Source organism: Microbacterium croceum (genome assembly GCF_023091245.1).
Taxonomy (GTDB): Bacteria; Actinomycetota; Actinomycetes; order Actinomycetales; family Microbacteriaceae; genus Microbacterium; species Microbacterium croceum.
In genome coordinates this window covers 303,401-320,720 of the sequence record NZ_JAHWXN010000002.1, presented here as the reverse complement: position 1 = coordinate 320,720, position 17,320 = coordinate 303,401, and the positions used below count along the sequence as shown (strand labels likewise).

At 67.3% G+C, this 17,320-nt stretch carries 16 protein-coding genes; 5 read left to right on the top strand and 11 right to left on the bottom strand.

All coding sequences use genetic code 11. The features are described from left to right. Positions 1-5 precede the first annotated feature (5 nt). Complete coding sequence (locus KZC51_RS15555) at positions 6-1,097, top strand: sensor histidine kinase (protein ID WP_247630936.1); 1,092 nt, start codon at positions 6-8, stop codon at positions 1,095-1,097. Further along, positions 1,094-1,708 (top strand): response regulator, encoded by a 615-nt coding sequence (locus tag KZC51_RS15550; protein ID WP_308194313.1) that lies wholly within the window; start codon positions 1,094-1,096, stop codon positions 1,706-1,708. The genes KZC51_RS15555 and KZC51_RS15550 overlap by 4 nt, the downstream gene beginning before the upstream one ends. Positions 1,709-1,729: 21 nt before the next feature. On the opposite strand, the gene KZC51_RS15545 is transcribed toward KZC51_RS15550, so the two are convergent. From KZC51_RS15545 to KZC51_RS15495, 11 genes are all read right to left on the bottom strand, one after another. Continuing rightward, positions 1,730-2,113, bottom strand: coding sequence for an MmcQ/YjbR family DNA-binding protein (locus KZC51_RS15545; protein ID WP_247630935.1), 384 nt, complete (start codon positions 2,111-2,113; stop codon positions 1,730-1,732). A 3-nt stretch (positions 2,114-2,116) separates the two neighbouring features. After that, positions 2,117-2,770, bottom strand: coding sequence for an SOS response-associated peptidase family protein (locus KZC51_RS15540; protein WP_247630934.1), 654 nt, complete (start codon positions 2,768-2,770; stop codon positions 2,117-2,119). 4 nt (positions 2,771-2,774) lie between these two features. Next, entirely contained in the window at positions 2,775-3,671 is an 897-nt protein-coding gene (locus KZC51_RS15535) for an endonuclease/exonuclease/phosphatase family protein (RefSeq protein ID WP_247630933.1), read from the bottom strand. An 86-nt stretch (positions 3,672-3,757) separates the two neighbouring features. Then, positions 3,758-4,129 carry a response regulator gene (locus KZC51_RS15530; protein ID WP_247630932.1) on the bottom strand — a complete coding sequence of 124 codons (372 nt, stop codon included), beginning with the start codon at positions 4,127-4,129 and terminating at the stop codon, positions 3,758-3,760. Further along, entirely contained in the window at positions 4,129-4,494 is a 366-nt protein-coding gene (locus KZC51_RS15525; protein ID WP_247630931.1) for an STAS domain-containing protein, read from the bottom strand. The genes KZC51_RS15530 and KZC51_RS15525 overlap by 1 nt, the downstream gene beginning before the upstream one ends. Continuing rightward, entirely contained in the window at positions 4,487-4,912 is a 426-nt protein-coding gene (locus KZC51_RS15520; protein WP_247630930.1) for an ATP-binding protein, read from the bottom strand. Before KZC51_RS15520 ends, KZC51_RS15525 begins: the two co-directional genes overlap by 8 nt. Continuing rightward, positions 4,909-6,261 carry a PP2C family protein-serine/threonine phosphatase gene (locus KZC51_RS15515; protein ID WP_247630929.1) on the bottom strand — a complete coding sequence of 451 codons (1,353 nt, stop codon included), beginning with the start codon at positions 6,259-6,261 and terminating at the stop codon, positions 4,909-4,911. The genes KZC51_RS15520 and KZC51_RS15515 overlap by 4 nt, the downstream gene beginning before the upstream one ends. Continuing rightward, entirely contained in the window at positions 6,258-6,581 is a 324-nt protein-coding gene (locus tag KZC51_RS15510; protein ID WP_247630928.1) for an STAS domain-containing protein, read from the bottom strand. The genes KZC51_RS15515 and KZC51_RS15510 overlap by 4 nt, the downstream gene beginning before the upstream one ends. Next, complete coding sequence (locus KZC51_RS15505) at positions 6,578-7,429, bottom strand: dolichyl-phosphate beta-glucosyltransferase (RefSeq protein ID WP_247630927.1); 852 nt, start codon at positions 7,427-7,429, stop codon at positions 6,578-6,580. Before KZC51_RS15505 ends, KZC51_RS15510 begins: the two co-directional genes overlap by 4 nt. Further along, positions 7,429-8,712: an MATE family efflux transporter gene (locus KZC51_RS15500; protein WP_247630926.1), complete on the bottom strand. Its 1,284-nt coding sequence runs from the start codon at positions 8,710-8,712 to the stop codon at positions 7,429-7,431. Before KZC51_RS15500 ends, KZC51_RS15505 begins: the two co-directional genes overlap by 1 nt. Then, entirely contained in the window at positions 8,709-9,935 is a 1,227-nt protein-coding gene (locus tag KZC51_RS15495) for a glycosyltransferase (protein ID WP_247630925.1), read from the bottom strand. The genes KZC51_RS15500 and KZC51_RS15495 overlap by 4 nt, the downstream gene beginning before the upstream one ends. Positions 9,936-10,200: 265 nt before the next feature. Here KZC51_RS15495 and KZC51_RS15490 point away from each other — a divergent pair, with 265 nt between their 5' ends. The 3 genes from KZC51_RS15490 to KZC51_RS15480 are packed head-to-tail and all read left to right on the top strand — an operon-like array spanning position 10,201 to position 17,252. Next, entirely contained in the window at positions 10,201-12,720 is a 2,520-nt protein-coding gene (locus KZC51_RS15490) for a hybrid sensor histidine kinase/response regulator (protein WP_247630924.1), read from the top strand. Beyond that, positions 12,701-15,994 (top strand): hypothetical protein, encoded by a 3,294-nt coding sequence (locus KZC51_RS15485; protein ID WP_247630923.1) that lies wholly within the window; start codon positions 12,701-12,703, stop codon positions 15,992-15,994. The genes KZC51_RS15490 and KZC51_RS15485 overlap by 20 nt, the downstream gene beginning before the upstream one ends. Next, a complete protein-coding gene (locus KZC51_RS15480) occupies positions 15,987-17,252 on the top strand; it encodes a polysaccharide pyruvyl transferase family protein (RefSeq protein WP_247630922.1) in 1,266 nt (421 codons plus the stop codon). Before KZC51_RS15485 ends, KZC51_RS15480 begins: the two co-directional genes overlap by 8 nt. Positions 17,253-17,320 lie beyond the last annotated feature (68 nt).

Genomic DNA, 17,320 nt, shown 5'->3' with positions numbered 1-17,320 from the left:
AGCGGATGACGACCGAGCGGCCGGAGGCCGACGCGCACACGGGCCCCTGGGAGCGTTGGGGCTGGTTGATGGCCGTCGTATGGATGGTCTTCCTGGTCTACCCGGTGCTGTCGCTGAGGGGGTCGGATGCAGCGGTCGGCTGGGTTGTGCTCGGCTGGACGGCGCTGATCGCCTTCGCCGTCGTCTATGTCATCGGATTCGTGGTCGGGATGCGGTCGTCCTGGGGAAAGCCGCGCCCTGTGGTGCGCACGCTGTTCTGGGTGCAGATCGCGTGTGCGATCGCGACGATCCCGGCGATCGAGACACAGGCGCTCAGCTTCCTGCCGTACCTGATGTCGTACGCCAGCTATGGGCTGCGCGGGGCGTGGCACTGGGTGACGACCGTCAGCGGCGTCGCGCTCGCCGCCGGTGTCGTCGTGTTCAGCGGGCGCCTGGACGGGCACTTCCAACTGCTGGTCGTGGTGGTGCTGATCGCGGTGGTGAACACGGTCAACACGTGGCTGATCAGTCGTTCGGTCGACGCCGACAAGGTGCGGATGGAGCTCGCCACCAGCGACGAGCGCGCATCGATCGCCCGTGACGTCCACGACCTGCTCGGGCACACGCTGACGGCGGTGAAGCTGAAAGCCGAACTCGCCGAGCGGCTGGTCGACGCCGATCCGGAGCGGGCGAAGGCCGAGCTCGCGCAGATCGTGCACCTCACGGGCGAGGCGATCGCCGGCGTGCGCAGCACGGTGACCGGTATCCGGGGCGCTGCGCTGTCGGAGCAGATCCAGGCGAGCACGGTCGCTCTGGAATCGGCAGGTCTTCAGGTGAGGGTCGAGGGCGACCCGTCGGCGCTGTCGCCTGCCCAGGCCCTGCCCGCGGGGTGGATCGTGCGGGAATCGACCACGAACATCCTCCGGCACGCCCGTGCGCAGCACGTGCGCATCACCATGGCGCCGGGCGAGGTCGCGATCGAGGATGACGGGCGCGGTGTGCGGGGCCCGGCAGGCAGCGGACTGCGAGGGATGTCGGAGCGGGCGGCCGCCGCAGGTGCTGTTCTGGCCGTGGACGAGACCTCGAGCGGCGGCACGAGAGTGAGTGTGACCTGGTGACCGAACCGATCCGACTGCTGCTCGTCGATGATCAGGCGCTGGTGCGCGGTGCCATGGGCGCGCTGCTCGAGCTCGAGGACGACCTCACCGTCGTCGCCGAGGCCGGCGACGGGGCGCAGGCCGCGGAACGCGCACGCGCGGACCGCCCCGACGTCTGCCTCATGGACATCCAGATGCCCGGCGTCGACGGCATCGCCGCGACCCGTCTCGTGCGTGAGGTGAGCCCCGAGACCAGGGTGCTCGTGGTGACGACGTTCGCCCGGCCGGGATATCTGCGGCAGGCATTGGATGCCGGCGCGAGCGGCTTCATCGCCAAGGACACCCCTGCCACCGATCTCGCGCATGCCGTGCGCCGTGTGCACCAGGGACTGCGGGTGGTGGATCCCGCACTCGCCGAGGCATCGCTCTTCGAGGGAGCGAATCCGCTGAGTGAGCGTGAGCAACAGGTGCTCCGGCTGTCGGCCGATGGGCGGCCCATATCGCGGATCGCTGCGGAGGTCTTCCTGTCGGCGGGGACAGTGCGCAACCACCTGTCGTCGGCCATCGGCAAGACGGCGACGGAGAACCGCGCGCAGGCGGCGCGGATGGCGCGGGACAAGGGGTGGATCTGAGCTGTCGCCGATCCGCTCCGCTCACTCCTCCCGGCGACCGAACAGGGCGGGGTCGACAGGGCGTTGCGCTCGGGGGAGCTTCTCGACCACGAGCAGATACGACTCGGTGACGAGCTCGGTCACCAGCCCCTCTTCCAGCGAGGCGCCGGGGTTCAGCGTGATCCAGTGCTTCTTGTTCATGTGATAGCCGGGCACGATGTCGGCGAACGTCTCGCGCAGTGCGACGGCGTCGTCGGGATGCGACTTCAGCGTGACACGGCCGGTGCCGTCGACCGGCAGCAGCAGGAACACGCGGCCGCGCACCTTGTACACGTCCCACTCCGGGCCGAACGGGTTCTCACGTTCGGAACCGGGCAGCTCTTCCGCGCGCGCCGCCGCCGTCGAGGTCAGCTCTTTCGCGTCCATGCCTCAGAACAGCCGATCTGCATTCTTATCATCGCCGCGTGGCACCGCGGCGACGCGATCGTCGAGGCTCGCGGCTGCGAGGAGGGCGTCATCGATCACGTCACGTCCGCCCTCTGCGGTCAGCCATTCCTGCGCGAAGGCGGTGGGGATGAGCACCGGCATGCGGTCGTGGACACCGGCGAGATGCGCGGGTGCCGGCCGCATCACGATCGAGTAGCAGGTGAACCAGCTGCCGTCGCTGGTCTTGCCGCGCTGCGTGACGGCCGCCATGCCGAACAGAGCGCCGTCGTCGACGAGGAACTGGTGCCACTGGCGGGACGGCTTCTGCATCTCGTACCAGCTGGTGGCCGGGACGAGCGCGCGGGAGCGCAGACCGCCGGGCCGCTCCTGCAGGCGCTCGGAGCGGGTGTTGATCGAGGGGAACTTGGCCGGTTCCCCTCCGACCAGGAATCCCCACCAGGCGGTCTCGAGCGTGGGTGCTTCTTCGGGCTGCACGACGATCGGGTTCAGATTGCGCAGATTCCTGCCGGTAGGACGCACGGTCTCGCCGGCATTCTCCTGCGCCCAGAGACGAAGACCCTCGAGCACGGACTCATCAGCCGCGGCGAGGAGCTCCGCATCGGAGAAACGGGGATCGAGTCCATAGCTCGCGCACATGCCGTCAGCGTAGCCCCAACTCGACCACGAGCCGCCGATGGTCGCTTCCGATGCTGGTGCGTTCGACCACCGACCCCACCTCCACCGCACCCCTCACCAGCACATGGTCGAGTCGCATCACGGACGGCATCGGCCAGGACCAGCGGGGCCAGGTGGTGCCGAAGCCGGAGCCGGCGACGGTGAAGGCATCACGGACGTCTCCGTGCACCAGACGGTCGAGCGGAGCATGGTCCATTGTGGCGTTGAAGTCCCCGGCGAGCACGATCGGGTACGGGCTGGCATCGAGGACTCCGTGAAGGTCCGCGAACTGATCCGCCCACGTCCGCGCGTCTGCGGTGGTCAGCGGGGCGACCGTGTGCACGTTGATCAATCGGAGCGTGCCACCCGAGGTCTGCAGATCGGTGAGCAGCATGGGCGACGAGCCGACCATGATCGTCCGGGCATTCGAGATCGGGTATTTCGAGAACGTCGCGGCGCCGTGGTAGAACGGCGCCGGCGCGAGCGCGCGATACGGATAGTCGGTCCACAGTGCGGACTGCTGCACCGCGGAGAGGACGTCGTCGGTGACTTCCTGCACCACGACGACATCGGCTCGATCACCGGCGAGATCGTCACCGAGCGCAGGGAGGTGTTGGTTGTCGTACAGCACATTCGCGGAGACGAGCCGGACCTTCGTCACGCCGGGCGACAGCCCTTGCGGCCCGCGCCATCCGACCATGCCCAGCATCCAGAAGAGCTGTGCCGCGACCAGGGCGCCCGCCACGACGATGAGTGCCACGCGGCGCTTCCAGATGGCGAACGCCAACAGCGGATAGGCGGGCAGCAGCGCCCAGGGCGCGACACCCTGCAGGCCGATCAGGATGGGTACCGACTCCGACCGGACGAGGCGCGAGATGGCCACGGCACAGAGGCCGGCCGCTGCTACCCAGCCGAATGCGTGGGAGATCGCCGGCCCCGATCGGCTCGTCCGCTTCCGCCCGGACCGCTTCACGCGTCCTCCGACGGGAAGACTCTGCCCAGAGCGCTGCGAAGCATCTCGGAACCCACCGGCTTGGTGAGCTGGGCGGCGAGTCGGGGTGCGATGTCGGAGGACAGCGACGAATGCTCGATGATGCCCGTCACCAGGATGAAGGCGGGCGCGGGTGCGCGCTGCTCCGCTGCCTCGAGCACGTCGATCCCGGTCCCGGATGGCAGATGGAAGTCGGCGACCACCAGATCGACGTCTCTCTCACGCAGACGATCGAGCGCATCCGGTACGTCTCCGACCTGATCCACCGACCATCCCAGTGATTGCAGCATGTGGCACAACACCAGCCTCGTGACCGTATCGTCGTCGACGACGAGAGCATGCCTCGGCATCAGATGTTCCCGTCAGGACGGGCGACGATGGTGAAGATCTCGTCGAACTGTGTGAGTCGGAACACCCGCATGGCGTCTTCCGACGCGGGACGGAACAGCGTCACCGACCCTTGCTGCAGTACGCGATCGCGGCGTGCCCGTGCCAGGACGGCGAGTCCCGCGCTGTCGACGAAGGTGACGTCGGTGAGATCGATCACGAGGTGTCCGGCACCGCTGACCTCGCTCGCGGCCAAGCGGGTGCGCACGCGTGTCGCCTCGGCCACGTCGAAGCGCCCGGCGAGAGTGATCAGGACGTGGTCGGCGTCGGTCTGGTGGACGTCGATCCGGAGCTCCTCATCCGCCGCCATGTGGTCGTTGTCACGCATGAGTGCTCCCCAGGTTCAGCCGCAGCTCCAACTCGTTCATCGAGTTGGATCGCCGGTAGGTCAGCTCGTCCACCAGGGAACGGATGATCTTCACGCCGTACCCGCCCTCTTGCAGGGTATGCGGGGCCGGGTCCGCGACGGCATCCAGGTCGAACACGTCGCCGGCGTCGCTCACGCGGATGGTGAGTCGATCCGTCGTGAGCTCGAGCTCGAGGTCGATCTCGCTTCCTTCCGGCAGGCCTGCATGTTCGATCACGTTCATGCAGGCTTCGTGCACGGCGAGCTCCGCGCGACTGAGCATCGCTGCCGCCGCATCGGCATCGAGACGAGCGGTCGCCTGCCGCAACCAGCCTCCGATGGCGCGAAGCGCGACTGGAGTCGGCTCCAGCCGGATGCGCGACGCCGCCAATACCGTCATCGCTCCACCGCCGCTCGCTTGAACACCACGAGCGTCGCGTCATCCGACACCGGGCTTCCCTTCGCGAAGGCGTCGACCGCGTCGAAGATGGCCTCGCCCAACTGCGCGGTGGGGAGCTCATACGTCTGCTCGCACAGCGCTCGGAAGCGGTCGTAGCCGAACAGCTCGCCGCGGGGGTCGGACTGCTCGGCGAGGCCGTCAGAGCCGAGGATGACGCAGTCGTCGTGATCGAGGAAGACTGTCTCCGTGCGCGGCACCCTGTTGCGGACCACTCCGACCGGGGGCACGGACGCCGGGACGAACTGGGTCTCGCCGTCACGCACGACCACGACCGGCGAGTGCCCGGCGTTGACCAGCGAGACGGTGCGCTGCGCTTCGTCGACGACTCCGACGACCATCGTGATGAAGAGGCCGACGTCGTCGAGATGGTCGAAGAGCTCGTCCTCGATGCGGGAGAACGCCTCGACCACCGAGGCGTCATGGTTCGCCAGGAATGCGATCCGGCAAGCGGCGACGGCACGGGTCATGAGCATCGCCGCGGGCAGGCTCTTGCCGGCGACGTCGCCGACCGCGAACCAGATCGAGCCGTCGGTCTGGCCGAAGACGTAGAAGTCGCCCCCGGTGAGAGATGCGGGTGTTGTCCTGGCGAAGATGTCGATGCGCGGTGAGACGGGCGGTTGATCGGTGATCACGGACTGAGCCAGCGCGGAGGCGAGCTGGTGCTCGCGTTCCACGGCCGCTTGCGCGAGCTCATGCTGATGCAGCTCGTTGAACGCGAGCATCACGCCCAGCGCCGACACGATGGCTTCGACGAGCGGGATGTCGACAGTGGAGAAGGCGTGTCCGTCAGGCCGGAAGAAACCCACGTATCTCTCCGTGGCGCCGTCGGGGTCGAGGGCGCCCACCATCGCGCCGTCATCCGGCGTGGACCAGAGAAGGCCCTGCGAGGCGTGCGCGAGGGTCTGCGTCGCGAGTTCGACACAGCTGTCGACGCGGGTCGTGTCGCCGGCGGTGGCCACGAGGCCGCTCCGGGTGAAGACGAACACGAGCGAAGCGTCCGTCAGCGTCAGCGCCTTCTCGAGCAGGAGGCCGATCGTCGCGTCGCTCGCCACACCCTGGACGTTGATCTGCGCGAGCGCCTTCATCGCGTGGACACGGTCCTGGCTGGCGATCAGCGCCTCGGTCAGCTCGACCTGCACCGTGCCCATCCGGTCGAGTTCGGCGCGGACCAGATCGAGGGCGCGACCCACGTCGCCGTCTTCGCACGGCTTCATCGCCTGCCGGGCGAGCAGGTCCATCGCTTCCTCGATCGACGAGGGCTGCGCGCGGCCACGGGTCGGGGCATTCATCTCGTGCCCGTCGCCCCATCCTCGATCGTGAACAGCTCGGAGAGGTCCGTGATCTCGAGGATCACGCGCACCGGATCCGAGATCTGCTCGAGGATCACCTCTCCGCCCAGCCGCTGGGCCGCTTTCTGCAGCGCGATGAGTTCGGCCAGCGCCGACGAATCGACGAATGCCACTTGGGAGAGGTCGAGTCTCAGGACGTTGGCGTCTTCGGTGAGGAGCGGTGCCACCGTCTCGCGGAACTGCGGAGTCTCGTGTGCATCGAACCGGCCGACCAGTCGGACCGTGCGTCGCCTGGCGTCGACCTCAACGCGGATGATCATGTCGGTGCCCCCTTGCGGATCGTCGCTGTGGTGGATCCGGCGTCGTCCTGCCTCGCCGCCCCTGTTCCGGTTCGTGAATAGCGACCACGGATGTCGTACCAGCGGATGCGGTTCAGATCGCGCAGGAACTGCAGGCTGACCTTCGCCGCATCCACCCGAGACCCTGGTGCGTCGATCCATTCCACCGGAGCCTCTGCGACACGGTAGCCGAACTTGTGTGCGAGATACAGGACCTCGAGGTCGAACGAGAACCCGTCGATCAGCTGCGTCGAGAACAAGTCCCGTGCGGCCTCTGCGGTGAACAGCTTGAATCCGCACTGAGTGTCGGATACGGAGATGCCGAACCCGCGCGAGACGATGAGGTGGAGCCCGCTGCTGAGGATTCGGCGGGTCAGGCTCTTCCCACTCACCTCGGCGCCCTTGGCGGCCCGCGATCCCACCACGACGTCGTAGCCGTCGTCGACCAGCGCGGCGAGACGGTCGAACTGCTCGATCGGCGTGGACTGGTCCGCGTCGGCGAACAGGATCAGAGGGGCTTTCGCGTCGCGCATCCCTCGTCGGACGGCGCTCCCTTTTCCGGCGTTGTGTTCGGCGACGAGCAGACGGAGGTTGGCGAAATGGAGGTCTTCGACGAGCGTGACGGTCGAGTCCGAGGAACCGTCATCGGCGATGATGAGCTCCCACGGTTCGCCTCGGGCGCTCATGTGCGTCGCGATCGCACCGATGGTCGGCAGGATGCGCCATTCCTCGTTGTAGGAGGGGATCACCACCGATACTGCCGGCGGAACGGTCAACGGCTCGGTGACCCATGCGCGATAGGCGCGGTAGGCGGCGGAGAGTTCGGTCATCACAGTGCCTCTCGGGGCGAACGGGCGGACATGCCGACGCGGTGGACCACCGCGCGGATGCACAGGACGATCATCAGGACGCTCATGGCGATCAGCTGCATAGCGATGAGGGTTCCCATGTCGGCGTGCCAGATGAGCAGGAGCAGCAGCTGCAGAAGGGAAGCGCCCAACAGCAGCCAGGACTCGGTGACGCGGGACTGGGACAGACGGTAGCTGGCGATGAGGTTGCCGATGGCGAACAGCGTGGTCATGCCGGCGTAGGCGGCGAGGGGGACGGACAGATCTCCGTATACCGGACCGAGGACGACGCCGAGGACCGGGCCGCCGAGCCACAGCGCAGCAAGGGAGCAGCCTGCGCCGATGGCCACGACGGCGAGGACGCCGGTGCGCAATACCGCCGCGGAGCCCTGACCGGCAGCATGTCGCCGTGCGACCACGGGGAAGATGACGGTCGCAACGGACCAGGCCAGGAAGAAGACGGCACGCCCCACGAGTGCGACGGCCGCGTAGATGCCCGCCTCGGTCGGTGTGAAGACGACCTTCGCGATGAAGATGTCGCTGTTGTTCGCGATGATCTGCCCGAGCAGCAGCACCGAGACGAGCGCAGCGTATGCCCGGACCTCCTCGCCGGGGATCCCGTCGCCGGTCAGCGTGTTCCGTGATCGGCTGACCAGGCTCACCATCAGCGAGGTGACGATGAACGAGACCGACAGGGCCACGGTCGCGCCCGGCACACCGAGACCGAGGGAGACCAGCATCACACCGAGACCCACTCGCGTCACCATCTCGACGATGAAGGACATCGCGAGCGGTGTGAACCGCAGCCGCGCCTGCATCACGCCACGACCCACCGCCTGCACGAGCCAGAACGGCACGCCGACGGCGAGGATCACGAACGGCCAGGGCGACGCGGTCTGGAACACAAACGACCAGAACGTGCAGGCGCCAGCCAGGACCGCCCCCGTCGTGATGCCGGCAGCGAGCGCGATGCGTCGGAGCCGCCGTGCGAGCGCATCGGAATCGCCGGGGAAGCCGAGCGCATCGGACCGGGCGATGAAGCGGGCGGCGACGAGCTGCAGGCAGAGCGCGATCGAGGTGAGGGTGAAGAGGAAGGTCACCATCAGGTTGGCGTCGGAGAACTCGGCCGGTGTGAGCACCCGCCCGAGGAAGAGGTTGAGCAGATAGTTCCCGCCGTTCGCGAGGAGCATGGCACCGGCGAGCAGCGAGCCGCCCCCGACGAGGCGCCGCCCCGAGCCGAGCGCCACTCCCTCCGGCGCCGTCATCGTCGGGCTTGCCGTTCGAGGAGCCGATCGATATGGGCGACGTGCCACTGCACGACCTCGGACATCGGGATGCCCGTCGCCGCCGCGAAGTTCCGACGCCCCAGCGCCGTCTGCGTGTCCGGATCATCGAGTACCTCAGCGATGGCATCCGCGAGGCTCACGGCGTCACCCGGTTCGAAATACACACCCCGGAACCCCTCCTCCTCGATGATGTCCACGAGGTCGCCGATGCGTGGCAGCACGACGGCACGGCCGTACTCGCCGGCCTGATGCAGCACCCCCGAGCTTCCGGTCGTCGAGGTGTAGGGGAACGCGACCACGGACGACGCGAGGAACAGGGGCCCGACCTCGCTCTCGGCGATGTAGCCGGGGAACTCGAGATGGGGCACATCGGCGAAGCGCGCCTGGGCTGAGGCCATGTATCCGCTCGAATTGGGGCTGTCGGTGCCGGCCAGCACCAGACGGATGTCGTCGTACCCGCGCCGCAGGAGTTCCTGGTAGGCGGCGACGAGCATGTCGACGGTCTTGTACGTGCCCCACTTGCCGAATGCCATGATCGACCGCCGCCCTGGCGGTACTGTGAACGACGGCACCGCCAGATCTTCGAAGCTGCCGTGGGGGGCGAGGATCGCGTTCTTCGCGCCGTAGCTCGCGCGGAGGAACTCCACGTATCGCGGGATGGTCAAGGCGACCAGATCCGCGCGCAGCAGTGCCCTCGTGAGGACGCGACCCGCGAAGGTCATCAGCTTCGCGGTCACCGCAGAGCCGGCGAAGCCCGCGTCCTGCATGTCGACGTTGTCGGCGAGGTTGTGGAGGATCAGCAGCGTCGGTGTGCGGCGAGCGCGGAGCACGGCCGGTATCAGAAGCCCCAGCGCACCTGGAACGCGACGGTCGCCGAAGGTGGCGAACTGCAGGTTCAGCACGACGGCATCCGGTTTCGTCCGTGCGATCGCGCGAGGCAGCGAGGCGAGGTTCCCCGCCGCATTGAACCGCCAGGAGGGGACGAATGTCACCTTGTCGATGGGAACGGGGTCACCGGCGTCCGTGCGGTCCGAGTAGACGATCACCTCGGCCACCTCTTCGAGGCGCGACAAGTGCTTCACCATGTGGTAACCGAACTCGTTGAGGCTGTTGCGACTCGGCGGGAAGGCGGTGATCACGCCGATCCGCAGACGGCGCCGCTCTCCCACGTCGGCCGGAATCGTCGAACCGTCGCTCGTCATCGCTTCGCCCCCCGGATCTGCGCTGCCCGTGCATGGAGCTCCGACCCTGTTCGGCTCGGAGCCGGGATGCGGCCTGTCGCCGCGTCTCGCTCCATCACGAGGTGTGGCACTGAGCATACGCTGGACTGCTCGTCGGGCAAGAGGCTGGCTCGCACGTTCCGTCCGAAGCGTTGACCAGGCCGTCGAGGTGCTGCACTCTTGAGTGCAAGTCGCGGGATCTCTTCTGCGGCCCACGCCGAGAGGACGACGTCGGGGGGCGGTGGTCATGCGGGACAGCGGTGCACCGATCTTCGAGACGCGCTCACGGCTGCTCGTCGGCGCGTTCCTGGTGCTCTTCGTCGCGATCGCGGTCTACGGGCTGTCCTTGTGGGTCCTGCCTCCGAGCACCGCGTCGCACTGGTGGTTCACCGCGAACTACCTGATGATCGAAGCCGCCGCCGCGGTGCTCGTCGGTCTCAGGGCCGTGGTCGTGCCCCGTGAGCGTCTGGCCTGGGGCGTCATGTGCCTCGCTCTCGTCGCCCTCGTCGTCGGCGACGCGATCGAATCGCTGGCGGTCGGCCCGGGGGAGAGTCAGCCGAACGCGGCCTCCTCGCAGGTGCTCTACGTCGTTTTCGTCGTGTGCGTCTTCGTCGCGCTCGGGCTCATCATCCGAGCTCGCGTCGCACGTGCTTCCGTCTCGGTCTGGCTCGACGGCCTCATCGCTGCACTCGCCCTGCTCGCCGTGGTCTCGGCCTTCACAGTGACCCGCGGAGAGACGCTCACCGGCGGTGAGATGATCGAGCTCGTCTATCCGGCCGCACCTCTGTTGTTCATCGCGGTCCTCGTCGGCACCCTCACGGCGCTCGACCGTCGGCCGAGCCCTGCGTGGTGGCTCCAGCTGGGGGCCGCGCTCCTGATGACGGCGTCGAACGTCGCGCTCCACCAGGCACTCGCCACCGGCACGTACACGTACGGGGCTCCCGTCGACGTCCTCTGGCCGCTGGCGACCGTGCTCATCGCCCTCGCCTCATGGGTCTCTCCCGTACCGCCGCCGAAGCGCGACACCCCCTTCCGCGGGATCGTCTTCGCGCCCGCCCTGTTCTCGTTCTCCGCTCTCGCAGTGCTCATCGTCAACGAACTGGGTGCGGCCGTCGACGTCCCCGAGTACTTCGCGCTCGCTGCCCTTGCCGTCGGCATCATCCGCCTGCTGATCTCGGTGGCCGATGCGGAGCGCCTGCGTCGGCGGGAACGCGACCTGAACGTCCGTCTCGCCCAGGCGCGTGACGCGGCGCTCGAGGCTGCTTCGGCCAAGAGCGTCTTCCTCGCGACGATGAGCCACGAGATCCGCACCCCCCTCAACGCCGTGCTCGGAATGAACGAGCTGCTCCTCGACACGGACCTCGATGAGACACAGCGCGAGTATGTCGAGAACGCGTCATTGAGCGGGTCGCTGCTCCTCGAACTCATCACGGACATCCTCGACTTCTCGAAGATCGAGGCGGGTGCGATCGAACTGGAGAATCGCTCCTTCGATCTCGCCCGCCTCGTCAACGCCAGCGTGACCGTGCTGTCCTTCGCCGCCGAGAGCAAGAAGCTCCCGATCGTGGCCGACTACGCCCCGGATTGCCCGACAGTGGTCCGAGGCGATCCCACACGTCTTCGCCAGGTGCTCATCAACCTGCTCGGGAACGCGGTGAAATTCACCGCACATGGTGAGGTGCGACTGCGAGTGGCGCGCGGACGCACCCCGGATCGGATCCGATTCGAGGTCTCGGACACCGGCGTCGGCATTCCTGCGGAGCAGCTCACCAGGCTGTTCGATCCGTTCACACAGGCCGACGAATCCACGACCCGCGTGCACGGCGGCACCGGGCTGGGGCTCTCGATATGCCAGTCGCTCGTCGGCATGATGGGAGGTCGGGTCCAGGTGGAGAGTGAGCCGGGCGTGGGGTCGAGGTTCTGGTTCGAGATCGAACTGGCGGCCGCCGCCGTGCCCGAGGTCGCGCCGGACGATCATCAGCAGCCGATGGACGCCGTGAGCACCCGGGGGGTGACGGAGCGCCGATCGCCGCGAGTGCTGCGCGTGCTGGTCGCGGAGGACAACAAGACCCTTCAGCTTCTCTCCACTCGCCTGGTGACTCGGCTCGGTCACAGCGTATCGACCGTGTCCAACGGAGCTGAGACCCTCGAAGCCGTCGAGAGGGCCGCCTACGACGTCCTCCTGATGGACGTCCACATGCCGCTCATGGACGGCCTCGAGGCGGCGAGACGGATCCGCTCCTCCGCGGCAGTGGTGACGCAGCCCTACATCATCGCGCTGACCGCCGGAGCGACGGAGCGCGATCGGGAGGAGTGCGCGGCGGCGGGCATGGACGGGTACATCTCCAAACCGTTCACCGGTGAGGATCTGCGCCGTGCGTTCCTCGGCATGGAGGTCAGATCCCACGCGAACGGTGGCGCACCCGCTGTGGAGCCGGCCACGGCGTTCAGCGCCCTCGACGAGTTGGGTGCGCAGGCGAAGGCGGAGGTGCTCCGCGCCTTCGTCCTGCGCAGCGCAGATGATCTCCGGATGCTCGATCGCGCGCTCGCGGACCGAGACGCCGGAGACCTGCGCTTCATCGCCCATCGCATGCGCGGCAGCAGCCTGGCGCTCGGTGCCTCCGAACTCGCCCAGGCCTGTCTGCGCGTCGAGCAGGCTCCTGACGACTCCGCCCCTGACCCTGCGCTGCTCGAAGCCGTCCGGAATGCGCTCGACGACGTGGTGCAGGCGATCGGATCGACGACGCATGCGTCTCCGACGACGTAGCTCCGAGGCAGCGGAGAGCGCCCTCGAGGTACCGCCCGTCCGATCGGAGCAGCTATCGCGCCCTGCCTCAGTAGCAGGCCTGTCGACACGGACGATCGCGCTCATCGCCGGGGCGGTCTTCTACATCTCCGCGCTCATCATCTTCCGCGACGTCCTCTTCGCGATCCCCGCCGTGCTGCGGGGCGACGCCGTCATCGCGGGCGACGAGCTGGTGCCGTTCTTCAACTGGCACAGTCAGCTCCTCGATCAAGCGGCCGGACAGTTCAACCAACTGGTCAACGGATACGAGTTCCGGGTCCGATACGCGTTCCTGACGACGTGGCTCCGCTACTACACGGTCCTTCCGTTCGCGATCCTCCTCGTGATCCCGTCGCTCTTCTGGGCCGTCTACCTCACTGTCGCCCGCTTCATGGACCGGGTGTTCTCGTCCCTGTCCTCGCAGGCCATCTATCTCGCGACGTTCTTCCCCGTCTCGCTCATCTACCTGATCATGGTGTACGCCAAGATCACCCACTTCTACACGCTCATCCTCGGCCTGGTCCTCATGACCATCTCCTCGCTCTGGATGCTCTACGCGCTGCTCTTCGCCGGCCGGTCGTGGAAGCGGTACATGCTGATCGCGAGTCTGGCGACCCTGCTGAATCCCGCCATCCACTACCTCGTCCTGTTCACTCTGTTCTTCGCGATCACGGTGGTCACCCTGCTGATCGGGGAGATCGGTCACTGGATCCGGCTCGGCGGCCCGGCGCGGCTGCGATCGCTCCCGAGACGCGTGCGGCGCGTCCTCGTCGGACGACGGCGATGGACCCGACTGCGGGTATGGTTCCGAGGCTGGTCTGCGACGACGACCGGGCGCGTGGTTCTCGCTGTGCTCATCTACGCGGTGGTCACGCTCGTGCCGTATGCGCTCTTCGTGAAGTACGTCGCGCTCGCGGGGGTGTCGAACCTCTCCGACACCGTGCCCGGCGACTTCTACTTCATCCAGGATGCATCGGTGTCGTGGCTGCACGAGCTGTCCTGGGACCTGGCCGGCATCACCGACAAGATCCTCTTCGGCGACTACCTGGCCAAGGTGCCCCGCTATCCCGACGCCCTCTACAGCCTGTTGCTCTTCGTCCCGCTCCTGATTCCGCCGGTGCGCCGACGGCTCTTTCGCACGCGCCCGCACCGGCAGTTGCTCGGCGTCATCTACGTCGCGATCGGCTTCGCGCTCTGGGCGACCATCGGCTACGGCGAACCGCTGTGGTTCCCGACCTTCCATCGGACGCTCGCGGCCCTCGCGATCACCGCGAATGAGAGCCACTCCGCGATCGGCAACCTGATCGTGACGGCAGCCGGCACCGTGGTGCAGATCCTCCGGTTCCCGCACCGATTCCAACTCATCCTGTTCATGCTGGCGCCGCTCGTCATGTCGCTGACGCTCGCCTACCTCATCGATGCGGTGAGCGCTCGTTGGCTGCGCCCGAGCAGGCAGCGCCTGGCCCGAGTGCCGCGGCCACGCCGCGTCGCTCGGGCGGGAGCCGCGACCGCACGTGCCCGCAGCGCGCTCCTTCTCAAACTCCTCGCCACCGCGTGCATCGGTGCCATCTTCTTCACGCCGTTCTGGGCGAACGATCCGTATCGGACGGTGTTCGGTTCGGGGAACATGGCAGGTTTCCTCTCGCCGTTCCCCCTGGGCGATCTGAAGGAGCTCAAGCACGCCCTCAACGAACTCCCCGAGGGGAAGACCGTCGTCCTGCCGCCGACGGAGACCGCGAAACTGGTCGCCGACACCAACGGGGTCGACCACAAGTTCATCGACAAGTTCTTCATCTACTACCTCGACAAGCCGAGCTACTACTACGGGCTCACGGGGGATGTGAAGAACAAGTTCGACTTCTTCCTCATCCTGCGCGGTCTGTACTACCAGCAGGACTGGTGGATCAATGTCGCACGCGACATCGATGTGAAGTACATCGTCGTGAATCGCAAGATCCACTCCAACGGCGGGATCGGGGCGGAGTACCTGCCGAATGTGGAGAGCTTCGTGGAGCCGGGCCTCGCGCGCCTGAAGGATGACGTCGCGCTCCGGTTCGAGAACGACAGCTACGCCCTCTACGAGATCACCGATCAACCGCGACCGGACCGCGTCACACTCCTCGTGGATTCGAGCTGGCAGAGCTATCTCGATCTCGTGTTCAACCGGCGCAACCTGAGTCGCTGCTACGACTTCGAGTTCACCCCGTACTTCGAACCGGGCAGCCTCACCCCGGGTGCTCCGGTGGAGCTCCTCACGGACGACGTCGGCACCTCGGCGCTGAACCTCTGGCTGCTGGACCATCCAGACGCCATCTCCGGGCCGGACGAGCGCATGTTCGCGTTCAACCCCGACGTCGTCGCGTCCAACTACTACCTGTCGCCGATGTTCCGTTCCTTCCTCCTGTTCTCGAACACGAAGTGGAACCGTACGGGGATGATCACGCCGGGCGTCTTCGGCACCCTTCGCGGCTCCTTCATCGGTCTCCCTCGGGCAACCGAGATCAGCGTCCCCGTGAAGGTTCCCGAATCCGGCAGGTACCGCGTGCTGATGCGCACGGCCAACACGGCGAACGTGCTCCATGTCACCGCGCCGACGCTCGACTACGACGAGACCCTCGAGCTGCGCTCACCCAGCGAGAACATGAAGCTGTTCCCCACGGCCGACGTGTACGGGACGGATCGGGTCGCGGTCGACGCCTCGGCACTGTCCGTCGCCGATCTCGAGAAGTCGATCCCGGACGAGCTCGTGCCGGTGAACTTCGGCTACAGCTACCAGGACCTCGGCGTCGTGGACGCGACGGCCGGGACCCATACGTTCGCGATCGACAAGACCGACACGAATCCGATGCTCTTCGAGGGCATGATGCTCGTCCCGGAGGAGATCTACCAGGGCCTGCGACTCCCCGCGAACGTCACCCCGATCACGGACCCGAACGACCTCGACTGCTCCGAGTTCACGCCCAGCACCGGCACCACCGACGGCTACGTCGACCCTGCAGCCAACCCTGAGCACGCGAACCTGACTGAAGACGAGCTGCTCAACCTCGCGGCCGCTGACGTGCAGGACCTCGCACCTCCTGCCGGCGGTGTCGTCGGATCCAGCTGGATGGGCGTCGCCCTCACGCTCCTGCTGCTCATCGCGAGCGGACTCGTGGTGCGATGGCGTTCCCGGCTGCACCCGGGCGACGACGAGCAGGAGTCCGCGGCACCAGACGACCATCCGCCGCCCCCACCGAAGGAGTCCCCGCATGAATGACGACTCGCGCAGAATCGTGTTCCTCGGCACTCATGGCCAGCGCAACATCGGCGACGAACTGCTGTTGGAGACGTTCCTGACCCAGTTGGGCGACCAGCACCACTACATCGTGAACAGCTACGATCCGGACTTCACCCGGTCGCAACTGCAGGGCCGGTTCGACGTCGATGTGATCGACACCGCCCGTGACCGGCGACGACTGCTGCGCGAACTCCTCCGGTGCGACCTGCTGTGCTTCGGCGGCGGCTCGATCATCAAGGAGCTCTACGCCTCCACCGGCCGCAACGCCTACTCGACGATGCTGATGATCCTCGCGATCGTGACGTTCACGCGCCGGATCGCGCGTCGGCCCATCGCGATGCTCAACGTCGGGGTCGGTCCGATCCGCAGCCCTCGCGGGCTGCGCATCGCCCGGATGATCCTGTCCCAGGTCGATGAGCTGACCGTCCGCGACGCGCTATCTGTTGCGACGTGTCGTTCCGTCGGCATCGAGCCGCGGCTCGCCACCGATGCGGTGTTCTCTGCGGATGCCGAGTGGCTTCTCGGGGCGAACGATCCGCGGCGGCCCGCATCGGGCGGCTCGGACGGCGCGGACGGCTCGGACGAGTCGACGACGCGCTCGAGCACCCCCGCATCGCCTCGCACCCCGGTGCGGGTGGCGCTCAACCTGAACTACGACATCGAGAACGCAGACAACTGGGAGCCCTTCCTCTCACAGCTGGGACTCGTGCTCGAGAGGGTGCACGCTGCGCACCCCCTCGAGCTGCACGCACTTCCGATGCAGAAGGGCTTCAAACAGCACGACGACGTGGAGGTGCTGGAGGGCTTCGCTGCCCGCGTGCCGTCGCTCCGCTTCATCCCGCACGACCTCGCCGCCCATCTCGACGCCGCGCGCGTCATCGAGAGCTGCGACCTCCTCATCAGCGAGCGGTTGCACGCGATCGTCATCGCGTCGATCATCGGCCGTCCGTCCTTCGTGCTGGCCTACGACGTCAAGGTCAGGGAGCTGGCGACCACGCTCGAGCTCACGCCCTGGAGCGTCGACATCAACGAGCCGTTCGACGTCACCGCAGTGAGCGACCGGATCATCGGCGTGATCGATCAGCGCGTCGTCCTCGGCGCCCAGGTGGCGCAGCGCAGCGCAGAGCTGCGTGAGGACGCGCGTGCGAACTTCGCGCGTGCCCGACAGTGGGTGGCACGAACTCGACGTCGTTCGCGGCCCGCAGGCGCGGTGGCTCGGACCGAGCCGGACGAATGACGCCTCTGAGCGGAGCCGCCGGGCCGCACCATCCGCGCGGGTAGGCTCGACAGGTGACCCCGACCCGC

Coding starts and splice junctions, on each gene's coding strand:
- KZC51_RS15555 (WP_247630936.1), top strand. CDS start 6: ATGACGACCGAGCGGCCGGAGGCCGACGCGCACACGGGCCCCTGGGAG.
- KZC51_RS15545 (WP_247630935.1), bottom strand. CDS start 2,113: ATGGACGCGAAAGAGCTGACCTCGACGGCGGCGGCGCGCGCGGAAGAG.
- KZC51_RS15540 (WP_247630934.1), bottom strand. CDS start 2,770: ATGTGCGCGAGCTATGGACTCGATCCCCGTTTCTCCGATGCGGAGCTC.
- KZC51_RS15530 (WP_247630932.1), bottom strand. CDS start 4,129: ATGCCGAGGCATGCTCTCGTCGTCGACGACGATACGGTCACGAGGCTG.
- KZC51_RS15525 (WP_247630931.1), bottom strand. CDS start 4,494: ATGCGTGACAACGACCACATGGCGGCGGATGAGGAGCTCCGGATCGAC.
- KZC51_RS15520 (WP_247630930.1), bottom strand. CDS start 4,912: ATGACGGTATTGGCGGCGTCGCGCATCCGGCTGGAGCCGACTCCAGTC.
- KZC51_RS15515 (WP_247630929.1), bottom strand. CDS start 6,261: ATGAATGCCCCGACCCGTGGCCGCGCGCAGCCCTCGTCGATCGAGGAA.
- KZC51_RS15510 (WP_247630928.1), bottom strand. CDS start 6,581: ATGATCATCCGCGTTGAGGTCGACGCCAGGCGACGCACGGTCCGACTG.
- KZC51_RS15505 (WP_247630927.1), bottom strand. CDS start 7,429: ATGACCGAACTCTCCGCCGCCTACCGCGCCTATCGCGCATGGGTCACC.
- KZC51_RS15500 (WP_247630926.1), bottom strand. CDS start 8,712: ATGACGGCGCCGGAGGGAGTGGCGCTCGGCTCGGGGCGGCGCCTCGTC.
- KZC51_RS15495 (WP_247630925.1), bottom strand. CDS start 9,935: ATGACGAGCGACGGTTCGACGATTCCGGCCGACGTGGGAGAGCGGCGC.
- KZC51_RS15490 (WP_247630924.1), top strand. CDS start 10,201: ATGCGGGACAGCGGTGCACCGATCTTCGAGACGCGCTCACGGCTGCTC.
- KZC51_RS15485 (WP_247630923.1), top strand. CDS start 12,701: ATGCGTCTCCGACGACGTAGCTCCGAGGCAGCGGAGAGCGCCCTCGAG.
- KZC51_RS15480 (WP_247630922.1), top strand. CDS start 15,987: ATGAATGACGACTCGCGCAGAATCGTGTTCCTCGGCACTCATGGCCAG.